Genomic DNA, 13,984 nt, shown 5'->3' on the forward strand with positions numbered 1-13,984 from the left:
CGCCCGACCTTGTTGCCACCTTCACGCTTGTCAGCAATCGGCGCAGGTTTATAGATCGCGGCATGAGCGACTTTCGAGCCTTGACCCCGACCTATTCGGTCGCGCCGCAAATCAGCATCGAGGACGTCGCCGCGGCGAAGGCGGCTGGCTTTGCGATGATCGTCAACAACCGCCCCGACGGCGAGGACCCGGGTGCGCCGCAGGGCGATGCCATCGCGCATGCCTGCGCCGCCGAGGGAATGGCCTATGCCGCCATCCCGATCGGCCATTCGGGGTTCAGCCATCCGCAGCTCGACGCGCTCGATACGCTGCTGGGCGATGCAACCGGGCCCGTGCTCGCCTATTGCCGGTCGGGCACGCGCTCGACGCATTTGTGGGCGCTGACGCGCGCGCGGGCCGGCGACGATATCGACATGCTGTGCGATGCGGCCGCGAACGGCGGCTATGATCTGTCGGCGCTGCGGCCGATGATGGACGCGCTCGCAGGTTAGCCATGACGGTGAGCGACCTCATCCAGCTCGCGGGATCGCTGGTGGCGGTCTTGTTCGTCGCTTGGCTGGTCAAGCGCATGGGTCTGGGCGCTGATCCGCGGATTGCCGACGCCGCCCATGCGATCCGCCTTGCCGACGAGGCCGAGACGGGGTTCGGAGGGGTAGAGGTCGCGCGCGACCGCGCGGGCTTTGCGGCGATCGTCCGCAACGCCGCCGGTCAGATGATGCTGGTGCGTGCGCACGGCAATCATTTCGCGGCGCGGCCGGTCGATGCCGCCGTGGTCGGGCGGCTCGACAAGGATTTCCTGACATTGACGATGCCCGAGCGAAGCTTCGGATCGGTGACGCTGCAACTCGGGAAAGAGGCGGGCGTCTGGGCGGCGCGGATGCGGGATGTGGCGCATGGATGATCTTCCCAACCCGGTGACCTATGCGGTGCCCGCCTTCATCCTGCTGCTGATCGCCGAGATGATCGTGTCGCTGCGCCGCGACAAGAGCCGGTACGAAACGCGCGACACGCTGACCTCGCTTCTGCTTGGTACCGGTAGTCAAGTGGCCGGTGCGGCGGTCGGCGCGGCGGTCGTCGGCATGGCGGTGTGGGTCTATCAATTCCACCTGTTCGACATCGGCATCGCGCTCAAACAATGGTGGTGGGCGTGGATCCTCTGCTTCGTCCTCGACGATCTGGCCTATTATGCCTTTCATCGCAGCGCGCACCGCGTCCGCTGGTTCTGGGCGAGCCATGTCATCCATCATTCGAGCCAGCATTATAATCTGTCGACCGCGCTGCGGCAGACCTGGACCGGCTTTTTCAGCCTGGCTTTCCTGTTCCGTCTGCCGCTGTTCCTGATCGGCTTTCCACCCGCGATGGTCTTCTTCTGCGGCGGGCTTAACCTGATCTACCAGTTCTGGATTCACACCGAGGCGATCGGGCGGATGCCGCGCTGGTTCGAGGCGGTGATGAACACGCCATCGCACCACCGCGTCCACCACGGCGTCAACCCGCGCTACCTCGACGCCAACTATGCCGGGGTCTTCATCGTGTGGGACAGGATGTTCGGCAGCTTCGTTTCCGAACGCGACGACGATCCGGTTCGCTATGGCATCGTCAAACAGCTCGGCAGCTTCAACCTTTTGTGGGCCGCGGTCCACGAATGGGTCGGGATCGCCAAAGACGTGTGGAGCGCGCCGTGGCGGCACAAGCTGTCCTACATCTGGCGTGAACCCGGCTGGAGCCACGACGGCAGCCGGATGACCAGCGCCATGATCAAGGAGCGATGGGCAGAGCGGCGCCCCGCCGAGGAGCCGGCTGCGGAATAGTCCTCGCCCGCCGCGACAACGCGCTTGCCTCGCGGGCTAATGACATTCATGTAAGTCGCAATTGACCACCGATCGGGTGGCGAGGGGAGCGGCTTTATGGATCAGTTCGACATCATCGTCATCGGCGGCGGCAGCGCCGGAAGCGCGGCGGCGGGGCGGCTTGCCGAGGACGGCACGCGGCGTATCTGCCTGATCGAGGCCGGCGGATCGAACGACAATATGTGGGTGAAGACGCCCGGTTTCATGCCCTTCATCCCCAAGAAGTCGAATTATCAATATGATACGCTCCCGCAAAAGGGGCTGAACGGCCGCACGGGGTACCAGCCGCGCGGGCGCGGGCTGGGCGGATCGAGCGCGATCAACGCGATGATCTATATTCGCGGGCACGCTTTCGATTACGACCAATGGGCGGCGCTTGGCGCGAGCGGGTGGAGCTATGCCGACGTGCTGCCCTATTTCAAGCGCAGCGAGGGCAATGAACGCGGCGCCGACGAATGGCACGGCGGCGACGGCCCGCTCAACGTGGTGGACCAGCGCTGGCCCAATGTGACGAGCCGCCGCTTCGTCGAGAGCGCGGCGGCGCTGCAATTGTCGCGCACCCCCGATTTCAACGGCGCGCAGCAGGAAGGCTTTGGCCTGTATCAGGTGACGCAGAAGGGCGGCGAGCGCTGGTCGGCGGCGCGCGCCTATGTCGAACCGCTGCGCGGGCGCGCCAATTTCACCATTCGCACCGGCGCGCTGGTCGAAAAAATCATCGTCGAAAACGGCCGCGCGACGGGTGTGGCGATCCGCCGCGGCAAAGCGCGCGAGACGCTGCGCGCCGCGGGCGGGGTGATCCTGTCCGCCGGTGCTTTCGGGTCGCCGCAGCTGCTGATGCTGTCGGGCATCGGACCCGCCGCCCATCTGAAGGCGATGGGGATCGATCCGGTCGCCGACCGTGCGGCGGTGGGGGCCGATCTGCAGGATCATATCGACTATGTGTCGAGCTGGGAAACGCGCTCGGGCGACCCCTTCGGCGATAGTCTGGCGGGCAGCTGGCGAATGCTGAAGGCGATCTTTGAACATCGCACCGGGCGTACCGGCATCATGACCACGCCCTTCGCCGAGGCGGGCGGCTTCTGGAAGTCGCGGCCCGACGTCGCCGCGCCCGATATCCAGTTCCACTTCGTTCCCGCGATGCTGGAGGATCATGGTCGTACCAAGGTGAAGGGGCATGGCTTTTCGTGCCACGCCTGCGTCCTGCGCCCCGAAAGCCGGGGCAGCGTGACGCTCGCCTCGCCCGATGCAGCGGCGGCGCCCTTGATCGATCCCGGCTTCCTGACCGACGACCGCGACATGGCAACGCTGCGCGCCGGGGTACGGATGATGCACCGCATCGTCGCTGCGCCGCCGCTGTCCGACTACGCCGGGGTCGATCGCCATCCGGTGAATATCGACGATGACGCCGCGCTCGACGCGCTGATCCGCAGCCGCGCCGACACCGTCTATCACCCGGTGGGCACCTGCCGCATGGGCAGCGACGCCGAAGCCGTTGTCGACCCGACGCTGAAGCTGAATGGCGTCGATGGCCTGTGGGTTGCCGATGCGAGCATCATGCCCCGCCTCGTCAGCGGCAACACCAATGCGCCGAGCATCATGATCGGCGAACGCGCCGCCGATTTCGTCAAATCCGCGCTGCAATAAGCGGCCTTTGCCGCCGCGCGCAAAAGCATCGCGGCGGCCGGAGTCTTTCGCGGCGGAGGCGCTGGGCGCGACCGATTCGGCGGACCGGGGCATGCAGCCCTCAGCGATGTCTCACTATTCGAGAGGCCTGAAAAAGCCCGGCTTTTCGGGGGTGCCTGCGAAACGGGCAAAAAAAGAGGGCCAGGACTTGCGTCCTGGCCCAGCCTTTCAGGCTCTCCCCTCCTGAAACTGTTGACAGGCTGAATGCCATATTAATGTCATGATGGGAAGGCCTAATTTCGCGGCAGCGCTGCCCTTTTATTGTGCAGCGCAATCTGCACAAAAAAATGGCCGGGGCGCTTTCGCATCCCGGCCATGAGTGGTTCGCAGGAGGAACCTGGTTAGGACCCCGCCGCCCGTTTGAAAGAGGAGAGAGCGGCGGCGGGTATCCTGTCTCGTGATTACATATTGTAGGCGCGTTCCCCATGTTCGCCGAGGTCGAGGCCTTCGCGTTCGACTTCTTCGGTGACGCGGAGCCCAGTGAGCGCCTTGGCGACATAGACCGCGATGACGGTACCGATGGCGGCCCAGACGATCGCGACGAGGACAGCGACGATCTGGGTAACGACCTGGGGCCCCATCGCGAAATCCTCGCCACCGGGACCACCGAGGCTCGGCGCGTAGACGATGCCGGTGCCGATGGCGCCGACGATGCCGCCCACGCCGTGGATACCGAAGGCATCGAGCGCGTCGTCATAGCCGAGCTTGGGCTTGAGGACCGTGACGACATAGAAGCAGATGAACGCTGCAACCGCGCCGAGGACGATCGCGCCGAACGGACCCGAATTGCCCGCCGCGGGAGTGACAGCGACGAGGCCGGTGATGATGCCCGAGCAGAAGCCAAGGGCCGACGGCTTGTGACCGCCCAGCTTTTCGGCGAGCATCCAGGCGAGACCGGCCGAGGCGGTGGCGACGAAGGTATTGATCATCGCGAGCGCCGCCGAACCATTGGCTTCGAGCGCCGAGCCGGCGTTGAAGCCGAACCAGCCCACCCACAGCAGGCCGGTGCCGACCATCGTCAGCGTCAGCGAGTGCGGCGCCATGATTTCCTTCTGATAGCCGATGCGCTTGCCGAGGATCATCGCCGCAACGAGCGCCGAGACACCCGCGTTGATGTGGACGACGGTGCCGCCGGCAAAGTCGAGTGCCGCCGGAAGGTCGGTGCCGAACATCTTGCCTTCAAAAAGGAAGCCGCCGGCTGCCCACACCATGTGCGCGATCGGGAAATAGACGATCGTCAGCCAGATGACGCCGAAGACGAGCGCCGCCGAAAATTTCATGCGTTCAACCGTCGCGCCCAGGACCAGCGCCAGCGTGATCGCGGCGAAGGTCATCTGGAAACAGATGAACACATATTCGGGCAGCTTGAAGCCGTCCGAGAAGGTATCGGCAAGGCTGTCGGGCGTGACGCCGGCGAGGAAGAATTTGCCCCAGGAGATGAAGGCATTGCCTTCGGGGCCGAAAGCAAGGCCATAGCCGTAGCAAACCCAGACGATCATCGCGAGACAGGCGACCGCGCCGATCTGCGTCATCGTCGAAAGCATGTTCTTGCTGCGGGTCAGGCCGCCGTAGAAAAGCGCAAGGCCGGGCAGGATCATCGCGAGGACGAGCACGGTCGAGGTCATCATCCAGGCGGTGTCGCCCTTGTCGACGACGGGTGCGGCTTCGGCCGCTTCCTGCGCCCAGGCGGGCAGCGCCGCGAACAGCGCGAGGCCGCCAGCCGCGGCGCTCGCCGCGATCTTACCGACCCCCATTTTCTTTGCGAACGTCATATTTTCCCCCTTCGTCATCACAGCGCCGCCTCGCCGGTCTCACCGGTGCGGATGCGCACGGCTTGCCCGACGTCGAGGACGAAAATCTTGCCGTCGCCGATCGACCCGGTTCCGGCGCTTTGCTGAAGCGTTTCGACGACCCGCGGTGCGAGCGCATCGTCGCAGACGAGCTCGATCTTCACCTTGGGCACCATGTTGGTTGCATATTCGGCGCCGCGATAGATTTCGGTCTGGCCCTTCTGCCGGCCGAACCCCTTGACCTCGGTGACGGTCATTCCCGCGATGCCCAGCCCGGTCAGTGCTTCGCGCACCTCGTCGAGCTTGAACGGTTTAATGATAGCAAGGATCAGCTTCATGATGCCCCCTTTTGCTTATGGCACCATGTTGCGGTGCAACAGCCGTGCCAAATTGCGGCGAGGGCGGGAAAGTTAACATTTTGTGACGAGTTTTAACCGCCCGGCAGGTGCAATCGGTCGCAACCTGGGCAGGCGAGGCAGGCATTTGCCTAAATTTTGAGCAGCGATGCGCTCCTCGCGCTTATGCCTGTCCGCCCGACTTGGGAGGGCGCGGCCGGTCAGCCGGCGGGCTTGAACCGCGCCCAGATCGGCAGATGGTCGGATGCGCGCGCGGCGAGCGCGCTCTGATGGACGCCGGCATCCAGGGCTTCGAGATCGGGCGAGGCGAAGATGCGGTCGAGGCGCGCGACGGGCTTGCGGCTGTGGAAGCTGTGGCCGGTGTCGACGAGGCGGTGATGCTCGCCGAAATCATGGAGGCAGCCGCCGCGATTGCGCCATTCGTTGCAGTCGCCCATCAGCACCGTCGGCAGCTTTTCGCCCTCGGCGACATGCGAGAGGATGGCGCGCGCCTGCTGGCGCCGACGCAGCCCCGAAATGTCGAGATGCATGCCCACGACGCGGAGCCGCGTATCGCCGACGCGCACCGTCGCGGCGACCGCGCCGCGCGGTTCGAGCGTCGGCAGATGGAGCGCGTGACTCTCCTCGACCACGACGCCCTTGCGCACGAGCAGCGCATTGCCGTGCCAGCCGATCGCATAGGGGCGGCCGTCCAGCAGGTCGACGGGAACATAGTCACTATGATCTTCGAACATGTGCGGCGGGATCGCGCTCGCGCGCGTGCCGAAGCGGCGGTCGGCCTCCTGTAAGGCGACGATGTCGGCATCGAGTTCGCCGAGTACCGACAGCACCCGCCCCGGATCGCGGCGACGGTCGAGGCCGATGCCCTTGCGCATATTGTAGCTGGCGACCTTGATCGTGGGAGGGGGCGGGATCATGGGAGAGGGCGGGCTGCTTTCATTGCGGTAATGACGAACGGCGGCGGCTCCGGGTTGCAGCCGTCATCCGCATCCTAAGCGATCCCGAACTCCGCCATCAAGGCGCGCGCGTCGGCGAGATCCTCGTCGAGCACCATGATGCGGACGGGAATCGCGAGGCCGACGCTTTCGGCGATATTCATCCCCGCGTCGAAGCAGACAGCAGGAACCCCGGCGCTTTCGAGGCGGCCGCGCAGCAATTCGGCCTCGGCACCGTTCGGCATCCGCACCAGTTCGACCAGCGCCATTCAGGCTTCGCCCGCGATATAGCGGTCGGTCGGCCGGGTTGGCAGTCCGTCGATGCTGCGCGTGCGGCCCTTGAACTTTTCGGTCCATTCGACCGGATCGGCCTGACGATGATATTTCTGCAGCGTGTCGCGCTCGTGCTGCAGTTCCATCATCGGCACGCCCCAGCCGCAGCTCGTCTGCACGCTGTCGATATCGATGACGAAGATCTGGCGCGTGCCGGGGAGCAGACTGAAATGCGCCGCGAGCGCATCCCATTCCTCATCCTGCGGCAGCACCGCACGGCCGCGGCCATAGAGGCGCAGGATCAGCGCGCTGCGGTCGAAGGCGCAAAACATGATCGTGATGCGTCCGCGGTCGGCTTGTTCGGCCGCAAGATGCGCATGGGTTTCGTTGCCCGATCCGCCGAGGTCGAGATAGGCGACCTGGCTGCCGGACAAGATGCGGAAGCTGTCGGCATAGCCCTTGGGCGACAGGTTGACGCGCCCGTCGGCGGCCGCGGTCGCGACGAAGAAGATGGGTTGCTTCTCGATGAAAGCGACGTGCTTCTCGGTCAGCGCGTCGAAAAATTCGGCCATGGCAAAGCTCCGTTCGGCCGCCGGCTTATCACCAATTCTTGCCCTCTTCTATCGCGCCCTGCTCATCGGCACGCGTTTCACGGCCGAGGGCAGCATTGCGGTGCGGGAAGCGTCCGAAACGGTCGATGATGTCGAAATGCTTCTGCGCATAGTCGTGGAAGACCGGATCGGCGAGTTCGGACATCAGGCGCAGCGATTCGCGCTGATCGGCGATATCCTCGCTATGTTCGAAGGGCAGATAGGCAAATTGACGCCGTGCGTCGGGCCAGTGCTGGTCCCAGCCCTGCGCGACGATGCCGCGCGCGATCTGGCGCGCCAGATCGTCGGTCGCAAAGGCTTCTGCGCTGCCGCGAAAAATGTTGCGCGGCACCTGGTCGAACAGGATCGTTGCGGCGAGCGCGGTGTCGGGGTCGGTCAAAAAGGCCTCGGCAGGCTGGCTGCGCAGCGCCGCCAGCCAGTCGGCGGCCAGATCGCGCACCGCGGCATCGAAATCGGCGCCGCCGCCGTACCAGTCGTCCATTCCGTGGCTGTCGAACCAGAAGGCGAGCAGCCGATGCGGCCAGTCGGCGGGCGGCGGCGAAGGCGGGGGAAGATCGTCGTCGAACATTCCCCTTATCTATCAGTTCGATCCCGCGCGCCGATAGGGGGTAAATTCGCCGAGCGAGACGAAGCCGTTATACATGTGGCTGCTGCGGTCGTGCAGTTCGACGGTGTCGATCGAACAGAGCTGCGACGTCGTTGTCTTGGTCACCAGTATATCATCCTCGTCGAGGCTGTCGGCATTTTTGGGCCGGTTGACCCACAGGGTGTCGCCGATGCGATAGACGATCGCGGTCTTGTCGATGACCTGGCTGCTCGTGACGGCCGAGAGCGAGATGCAGTCGCGCGCCTTGCCGGCGACGCGGCCTTCGAGCAGCTTGGCAAGCTGCGCCTCGGGCGCGAGCTTTTCGCGCGCGGTGGCGGCAGCGGGAACCGCCGCGACAGCGGCGGCGGCGATGATGGCGGTAATCAGCGGACGCATGACAGGGCTCCTGCGGTTCGAAATGTCCTACCCTTCCTCATCCCATAGACGGAGACGCGTGAACCGAGCCTGAAAGCGCCGGGGGAAATCAGCAGGCGCCGTCGGGCAGCGGGATGCCGAGCGGCCCTTTGCACTTCTTTTTCTTGGGCGGTTCGGCGGGGGTGCTAGCGCTGCTGCCGCCCATCGCGCCCATGCCGCCCATATCGGCGCCGACGAGCAGCATGGTGTGTGACCGGAAGCGCACCTTGGCGGTCCAGTCGATATTCCACACCGCATTGCCCGCGGGTTTGGGCGGATAGGAGAAATTGGCTTCGGGGCCGAAGGCGTTGAGGTTGCCGATCATCATTTCGCCCGACGCTTTCTTGACCTCGGCCGGGATCTGGCAGCTCGTCTGCGATGGCGGCATCACGATCTTTTTCGTGATCAGGTTGGCGACGACCGACGGGGGGAGCCAATCCCACAGGCCGCCGCCGAATTCCTTCGATGCGCTGCTCGTCCACCAGACCATGTCGCCACTGCCGCCACCGCGGTCCATGCCGCCGATCGTCCATGCGACGTAACCGGTCGCGGGCTGGAGTGCCCCCCAGCGGATCATCACCGATCCGTCGGCCTGTTGCGCGGTCGACGCCTGGAGTCCCGGCATATAATCCTGCGCCAGATTGAAATTGATGTCCGACCCGACATTGCTGTTGATCCGGTGCGCCCCGATCAGCGACGATCCCGCCTGCGGCTGTTTGCCGCCCTTGCTGTTCGGCCAGTCGACATAGGATTTGCTGTTCGCCTGGCTGACCTCGCGAATGATTGGCACCGCGCTCGAGAAGAGGCCCGGCGGAACCTGTCCGGCCGCGACCTTGGCGAAATCGATGATGACGGGCTGGCCGGGACCGGCCTTGGCGCCGCAGCCCCAATAGAGCAGCAGGCGCCCCTTGGGCCGTTCGAATTCGGTGGTGTAGCTGCCTTCGGCGCGCGGCGGCGCGATCAGCGGCACCGATTTGCCGAGCTTGGCCTGCGGTTCGAAATAATGATCGCCCTTGGGCGGCGGCGCGGTCGGCGACTGATCGGAGCCGAGACGAAGGTTGAGCGTGTAGGCGACGCGGCTCGACGGGTCGCCGCCGAACATCATGCTCATCGCGCCGCCCAGGCCGCCGCGACCGCCCCCGGCCATTGCGGCGAAACCGGACATCGTCGCGACGTCCATTTCATAACGTTCCTTGGGGCCGGTGGTCTTTTGCGCCGATCCCGGAACGGCGGCGAGCATCGCGGCAACGGCGGCGACGGACACGAAACGCAGACTCGAACGCATGCAAACCTCCCTGTTGTGGGGGTGCCCCACGGATGATGCGACCGAAATCTATTCTGTTTGCCCCTCTATATGCGCGGATCGGGCGAACGCCAAGTGAGGGCAGTCACAGTCTTCGGCATTGCGCGCGAAGCGACGCAATCTCCAGTCATCGCCGCTACGCAAGGCCAGCCGATCGAGATTGCTTCTTCACTTTTCCTCGCAGTCAGGCGATTGTCACGCCGTCCCGCCCACCGTCAGGCCGTTCACGAGCAGCGTCGGCTGGCCGACGCCCGCAGGGACGCTCTGGCCCCCCTTGCCGCAGATGCCGATGCCTTCGTCGATCGCCATGTCGTTGCCGATGCCGCTGACTTTGGTCAGCACGCTCGGCCCGTCGCCGATCAGGGTCGCGCCCTTGATCGAGTCCCCGATCTTGCCGTTCTCGATCTTGTAGGCTTCGGTGCAGCTGAAGACGAACTTGCCTGACACGATGTCGACCTGTCCGCCGCCGAAGCTCTTGGCGAAGATGCCGTTCTTGACGCGGCTCAGCAGCTCGGCGGGATCGTCGTTGCCGCCGCGCATGAAGGTGTTGGTCATTCGCGGCATCGGCGCGTGCGCGAAGCTTTCGCGGCGGCCGTTGCCGGTGGGCTCGACCCCCATCAGCCGGGCATTGAGGCGGTCCTGCATATAGCCCTTGAGGATGCCGTCCTCAATCAGGATCGTCTCGCCGGTCGGCGTGCCCTCGTCGTCGATGCTGAGCGACCCGCGGCGGCCGCCGCCGACCGGGCTTTCCATCGCGCCGTCATCGACCACCGTGACGCCCGCCGCTGCGACGCGCTCGCCGATCCGGCCCGAAAAGGCGCTGGTGCCCTTGCGGTTGAAATCGCCCTCAAGCCCGTGGCCGACCGCTTCGTGCAGCAGCACGCCTGGCCAGCCGGGGCCGAGCAAAACGGTGAACTCGCCCGCCGGGGCGTCGACCGCGCGCAGGTTGACGAGCGCCTGGTTCAGCGCCTCGTCGATCGCGCGGTTCCACTGCGCATCCTCGAACAGATGATCGTACATGTAGCGGCCACCAAGGCCGAAATAGCCGCTCTCGCGCCGCCCGTTTTCCTCGACGACGATCGAGACGTTGAGGCGGACGAGCGGGCGTATGTCGGTTGCGAGGAAACCGTCGGCGCGGACGATCTCGACCACCGACCAGCTGCCCGCGAGCGCGACCGAGACCTGGACGATGCGCGGATCGCGCGCGCGCGCGGCGGCGTCGATCTTCTGGCAGAGGTCGACCTTCTTCGCGAAGGGGATAAGGTCGAGCGGGTTCGCCTCGTCATAGAGGTGGCGGTTGGTGCGCGGCGGCGGGCCGGCGGGTGCCTGCTTTGCGGGATCGAGCAACGCGAGCGTTTCGGCGGCGCGCCGGATCGCGCCGGCGCTGACGTCGCTGGCGTGCGCAAAGCCCGTCATTTCGCCCGACACGGCGCGCAGCCCGAAGCCGGCGTCGGTCGAATAGTCGGCGGTCTTCAGGCGCCCGTCGTCGAAGCCGAAGCTCTCGGTCGCGCGATATTGCAGATAAAGCTCGCCATCGTCGGCCTTCGCCAGTGCCTCGCGCGCGAGTTTCTGCGCCAGATCGGGGTCGAGCGCATCGGTGCGGTACAGGAAGCGGCGGGGATCGGTGGGGCTTGTCATGCGCATGATATAGGCGCGCATAGCCATGGCGCAAAGCCCGTTCGGTGCCGCCGTGCCGCGGCGCTTCAACGACAGGCGGTGCGCAGCCTTGCAGCACTCCCCGTATCAGCGGCGGGAACTGCAAAAGAAAAGGGCGGGGAAATCCGCCCTGTCCGCGGCCTTCTAATCTCCCATAGTCCCGAACTGTTTTTCAGAACTCCAGCTTTGCTGCGGGGTCGAGAGGCGTTTCGGGTATCTGCCGCCAATTCGGCCTATCGCATCACTCTCGATCCTCGCGGTTGTTGCGCGATGGCTTCCCGCGAGGTGGTCAGCAACTGGCTAATTTACGCGATGAATCTGCCCTGCTTTGTAAGCCGTCCTTATGTCATCGTGCGATATCACTCCAGCCGGGCTTTCGATCCAAAAGATATCTGCTCCGGTGGGTGTCAGATGAGCCAGAATATACGCAAGATCACCGAACGGCCCGCAGATAATCTTCCTCGCTCAGCGCGCCATCTTTCCGCGCAGCCATGAGCGTGACCTGCAGCCAAGCTGAGTAGTGGACTCGGCTGTGCGCGGCTATCTTAATTACCTAAAAATCGCTCCACAAGAAAACCTAAAATTCGTCTTGCATAATAACCTAAAAAGCGTACATCTGAATAACCTAAAAACTGTGCCGCCGAATAACCTAAAATCACTCCAAGAGATGCAAATGGCGACCCCGCAGGAAAAATTGGCCAACGCGCTCGAAGCGCTTCATCAGCTGCAAAATGATGGGCGTGTGGCAATTCGGAGCGAGGATCTCGACAGGCCGCAGCGTGAACTCCTCATTCGGCGCGGGTTTCTAAGGCCCGTGATGAAAGGCTGGTACATCGCCAGCCCGCCGGAAACCATGCAAGGCGAAAGCGGTATCTGGTACACCGCCTATTGGAGCTTCTGCGCCCAATATCTCGCCGAGCGGTTCGGCGAAACATGGTCGCTTACGCCCGAGCTTTCTCTCGCATTGCAGACCGGCAACCGGACTATTCCCCGCCAGTTGCTCGTTCGGGCCAAGAAAGCCGGTAACAAGGCAACCGGGCTACTACTCGGCACATCGCTCTTCGACACGAGGGCTGCGATCCCTGAAGGAAACGACCTCGTCGTGCAGGACGGGCTAAGGCTTTTTTCGATCCCCGCTGCGCTGATCGCGGCGAGTCCGGGCTATTTCGAAGCCAATGCAATCGACGCGCGCGCGGCGCTGGCGACGATCCGTGACGCGTCGGAGCTTCTCGAGCGCCTGCTGGATAAAGGGCAAAGTACCGTTGCCGGTCGGCTTGCCGGCGCATTCCGCAACATCGGGCGCGGGCGGATTGCAGACGATATTCTAAAGGCGATGGACGGGGCGGGATACCGGGTTCGAGAAACCGATCCGTTCGAGCAAAAGCTTTCCGTTTTGCCGCCGCGCGAGCGTTCGCCCTATGCCGGGCGCATTCGGCTCATGTGGGATATGATGCGCGGCCCGATCATCGAGCGCTTTCCGAGGGCGCCCGGGCTTCCGGGTGACGTCGAGGCCTTTCTCAAAAGCGTTCAGGACAATTATATTACTGACGCTTATCACTCGCTGTCGATCGAGGGATGTCGCGTAAGCCCCGAACTTATCGACCGTGTGCGCAGCGGCGCTTGGAACCCCGATGCCGATGCCGCCGACCGCGAGCTAAAGAACGGCCTCGCAGCCCGCGGCTACTGGCTCGCCTATCAAGCGGTTCTGGATAGCGTCCGCGATGTGCTTGGCGGTGCCAATCCCGGCGAAGTCGCGGATGCGGATCATGGCGACTGGTACCGGGCGATGTTCAGCCCCAACGTTCAGGCGGGGCTGGTCGAAGCGAAGGATCTTGCGGGATATCGCAGCGGACAGGTTTATCTGAGCGGAGCGCTTCATGTACCGCTGAGTCCGGATGCGATGCGTGATGCTATGCCAGTGTTCTTCGAGCTTTTGAGAGAGGAGAAAGACGCCTCGGTTCGTGTCGTGCTCGGCCATTTCATATTCGTCTATATTCACCCATATATGGACGGGAACGGACGAACCGGCCGCTTCCTCATGAATCTCATGCTCGCGGCCGGCGGCTACCCTTGGACTGTCATTCCGGTCGAGCGTCGCAAGGATTATATGGCCGCACTGGAAGCAGCGAGCAGCGAGCAGGATATTGTGCCGTTTGCCGAGTTTCTCGCGGACCTCGTAACGCGGGCGCTGAACGGCGAGGCAACGGCCGAGCTGCCCGCCGCGCGTTGATTGATTGACGGTCGCACTTGGGAGGCGGCTTTCGACTAATCATTCTCCAGCAACTCAGAACGTCCGTTCTCGTTGTCTGCTCACTGAAAGCCGCCCGAGCGCAATCGGCCAATCCTACCCATCGCGCGCCTTCCCGCTGGTCGCTCCCCCGAGGCTGCGCATGACAACTTCAGACCTCAAATCTTATGGCGATAAATACTTTGGCCTATTGTCGTTGCGCGATGGAGTAGAATAGACAATCTCAGACAACAATAGCAGAGGAATTGAACGGAACGGACTGTATCGTGAATTCAGATG

At 64.1% G+C, this 13,984-nt stretch carries 14 protein-coding genes; 5 read left to right on the forward strand and 9 right to left on the reverse strand.

The window, feature by feature from the left end:
- Positions 1–62 precede the first annotated feature (62 nt).
- The 4 genes from ACT17R_RS10130 (at position 63) to ACT17R_RS10145 (ending at position 3,494) form a co-directional block, all read left to right on the forward strand.
- Positions 63–491: a TIGR01244 family sulfur transferase gene (locus tag ACT17R_RS10130; protein WP_003043089.1), complete on the forward strand. Its 429-nt coding sequence runs from the start codon at positions 63–65 to the stop codon at positions 489–491.
- A gap of 2 nt (positions 492–493) precedes the next feature.
- On the forward strand, positions 494–901 hold the full coding sequence (locus ACT17R_RS10135) for a hypothetical protein (protein ID WP_062901100.1): 408 nt from the start codon (positions 494–496) through the stop codon (positions 899–901).
- Complete coding sequence (locus ACT17R_RS10140) at positions 894–1,811, forward strand: sterol desaturase family protein (protein ID WP_444809356.1); 918 nt, start codon at positions 894–896, stop codon at positions 1,809–1,811. Before ACT17R_RS10135 ends, ACT17R_RS10140 begins: the two co-directional genes overlap by 8 nt.
- Positions 1,812–1,907: 96 nt before the next feature.
- Entirely contained in the window at positions 1,908–3,494 is a 1,587-nt protein-coding gene (locus ACT17R_RS10145; protein WP_444809357.1) for a GMC family oxidoreductase, read from the forward strand.
- A gap of 440 nt (positions 3,495–3,934) precedes the next feature.
- Here the strand turns inward: ACT17R_RS10145 and ACT17R_RS10150 are convergent, their stop codons facing one another.
- The 9 genes from ACT17R_RS10150 to tldD all read right to left on the reverse strand — a co-directional run bounded on the left by ACT17R_RS10150 (position 3,935) and on the right by tldD (position 11,439).
- Positions 3,935–5,305 (reverse strand): ammonium transporter, encoded by a 1,371-nt coding sequence (locus tag ACT17R_RS10150; RefSeq protein WP_062903029.1) that lies wholly within the window; start codon positions 5,303–5,305, stop codon positions 3,935–3,937.
- 17 nt (positions 5,306–5,322) lie between these two features.
- Positions 5,323–5,661: a P-II family nitrogen regulator gene (locus tag ACT17R_RS10155; RefSeq protein ID WP_003043080.1), complete on the reverse strand. Its 339-nt coding sequence runs from the start codon at positions 5,659–5,661 to the stop codon at positions 5,323–5,325.
- Positions 5,662–5,879: 218 nt separating this feature from the next.
- The gene (locus tag ACT17R_RS10160) at positions 5,880–6,596 is read right to left on the reverse strand and encodes an endonuclease/exonuclease/phosphatase family protein (protein ID WP_062901098.1); all 717 of its coding nucleotides are present in this window, start codon (positions 6,594–6,596) and stop codon (positions 5,880–5,882) included.
- Positions 6,597–6,670: 74 nt separating this feature from the next.
- A complete protein-coding gene (locus tag ACT17R_RS10165) occupies positions 6,671–6,883 on the reverse strand; it encodes a putative signal transducing protein (protein ID WP_444809358.1) in 213 nt (70 codons plus the stop codon).
- A complete protein-coding gene (locus ACT17R_RS10170) occupies positions 6,884–7,459 on the reverse strand; it encodes a pyridoxamine 5'-phosphate oxidase family protein (protein ID WP_444809359.1) in 576 nt (191 codons plus the stop codon). It abuts the gene before it with no gap.
- Positions 7,460–7,487: 28 nt separating this feature from the next.
- The gene (locus ACT17R_RS10175) at positions 7,488–8,066 is read right to left on the reverse strand and encodes a DUF924 family protein (protein WP_444809360.1); all 579 of its coding nucleotides are present in this window, start codon (positions 8,064–8,066) and stop codon (positions 7,488–7,490) included.
- A 12-nt stretch (positions 8,067–8,078) separates the two neighbouring features.
- A complete protein-coding gene (locus tag ACT17R_RS10180; RefSeq protein WP_062901095.1) occupies positions 8,079–8,480 on the reverse strand; it encodes a hypothetical protein in 402 nt (133 codons plus the stop codon).
- Positions 8,481–8,568: 88 nt separating this feature from the next.
- Positions 8,569–9,783: a hypothetical protein gene (locus ACT17R_RS10185; RefSeq protein WP_217373064.1), complete on the reverse strand. Its 1,215-nt coding sequence runs from the start codon at positions 9,781–9,783 to the stop codon at positions 8,569–8,571.
- A gap of 213 nt (positions 9,784–9,996) precedes the next feature.
- Positions 9,997–11,439: a metalloprotease TldD gene (gene tldD / locus ACT17R_RS10190; protein ID WP_062903028.1), complete on the reverse strand. Its 1,443-nt coding sequence runs from the start codon at positions 11,437–11,439 to the stop codon at positions 9,997–9,999.
- Between the two features lie 550 nt (positions 11,440–11,989).
- Between tldD and ACT17R_RS10195 the strand changes: the two genes are divergently transcribed.
- Positions 11,990–13,687 carry a Fic family protein gene (locus ACT17R_RS10195; RefSeq protein ID WP_444809361.1) on the forward strand — a complete coding sequence of 566 codons (1,698 nt, stop codon included), beginning with the start codon at positions 11,990–11,992 and terminating at the stop codon, positions 13,685–13,687.
- Positions 13,688–13,984 lie beyond the last annotated feature (297 nt).

The sequence above is a fragment of the Sphingopyxis sp. Q841 genome (assembly GCF_052384365.1).
GTDB classification, from domain to species: Bacteria; Pseudomonadota; Alphaproteobacteria; order Sphingomonadales; family Sphingomonadaceae; genus Sphingopyxis; species Sphingopyxis terrae_A.

Coding starts and splice junctions, on each gene's coding strand:
- ACT17R_RS10170 (WP_444809359.1), bottom strand. CDS start 7,459: ATGGCCGAATTTTTCGACGCGCTGACCGAGAAGCACGTCGCTTTCATC.
- ACT17R_RS10160 (WP_062901098.1), bottom strand. CDS start 6,596: ATGATCCCGCCCCCTCCCACGATCAAGGTCGCCAGCTACAATATGCGC.
- ACT17R_RS10180 (WP_062901095.1), bottom strand. CDS start 8,480: ATGCGTCCGCTGATTACCGCCATCATCGCCGCCGCCGCTGTCGCGGCG.
- ACT17R_RS10175 (WP_444809360.1), bottom strand. CDS start 8,066: ATGTTCGACGACGATCTTCCCCCGCCTTCGCCGCCGCCCGCCGACTGG.
- ACT17R_RS10185 (WP_217373064.1), bottom strand. CDS start 9,783: ATGCGTTCGAGTCTGCGTTTCGTGTCCGTCGCCGCCGTTGCCGCGATG.
- ACT17R_RS10140 (WP_444809356.1), top strand. CDS start 894: ATGGATGATCTTCCCAACCCGGTGACCTATGCGGTGCCCGCCTTCATC.
- ACT17R_RS10165 (WP_444809358.1), bottom strand. CDS start 6,883: ATGGCGCTGGTCGAACTGGTGCGGATGCCGAACGGTGCCGAGGCCGAA.
- tldD (WP_062903028.1), bottom strand. CDS start 11,439: ATGACAAGCCCCACCGATCCCCGCCGCTTCCTGTACCGCACCGATGCG.
- ACT17R_RS10150 (WP_062903029.1), bottom strand. CDS start 5,305: ATGACGTTCGCAAAGAAAATGGGGGTCGGTAAGATCGCGGCGAGCGCC.
- ACT17R_RS10130 (WP_003043089.1), top strand. CDS start 63: ATGAGCGACTTTCGAGCCTTGACCCCGACCTATTCGGTCGCGCCGCAA.
- ACT17R_RS10135 (WP_062901100.1), top strand. CDS start 494: ATGACGGTGAGCGACCTCATCCAGCTCGCGGGATCGCTGGTGGCGGTC.
- ACT17R_RS10145 (WP_444809357.1), top strand. CDS start 1,908: ATGGATCAGTTCGACATCATCGTCATCGGCGGCGGCAGCGCCGGAAGC.
- ACT17R_RS10155 (WP_003043080.1), bottom strand. CDS start 5,661: ATGAAGCTGATCCTTGCTATCATTAAACCGTTCAAGCTCGACGAGGTG.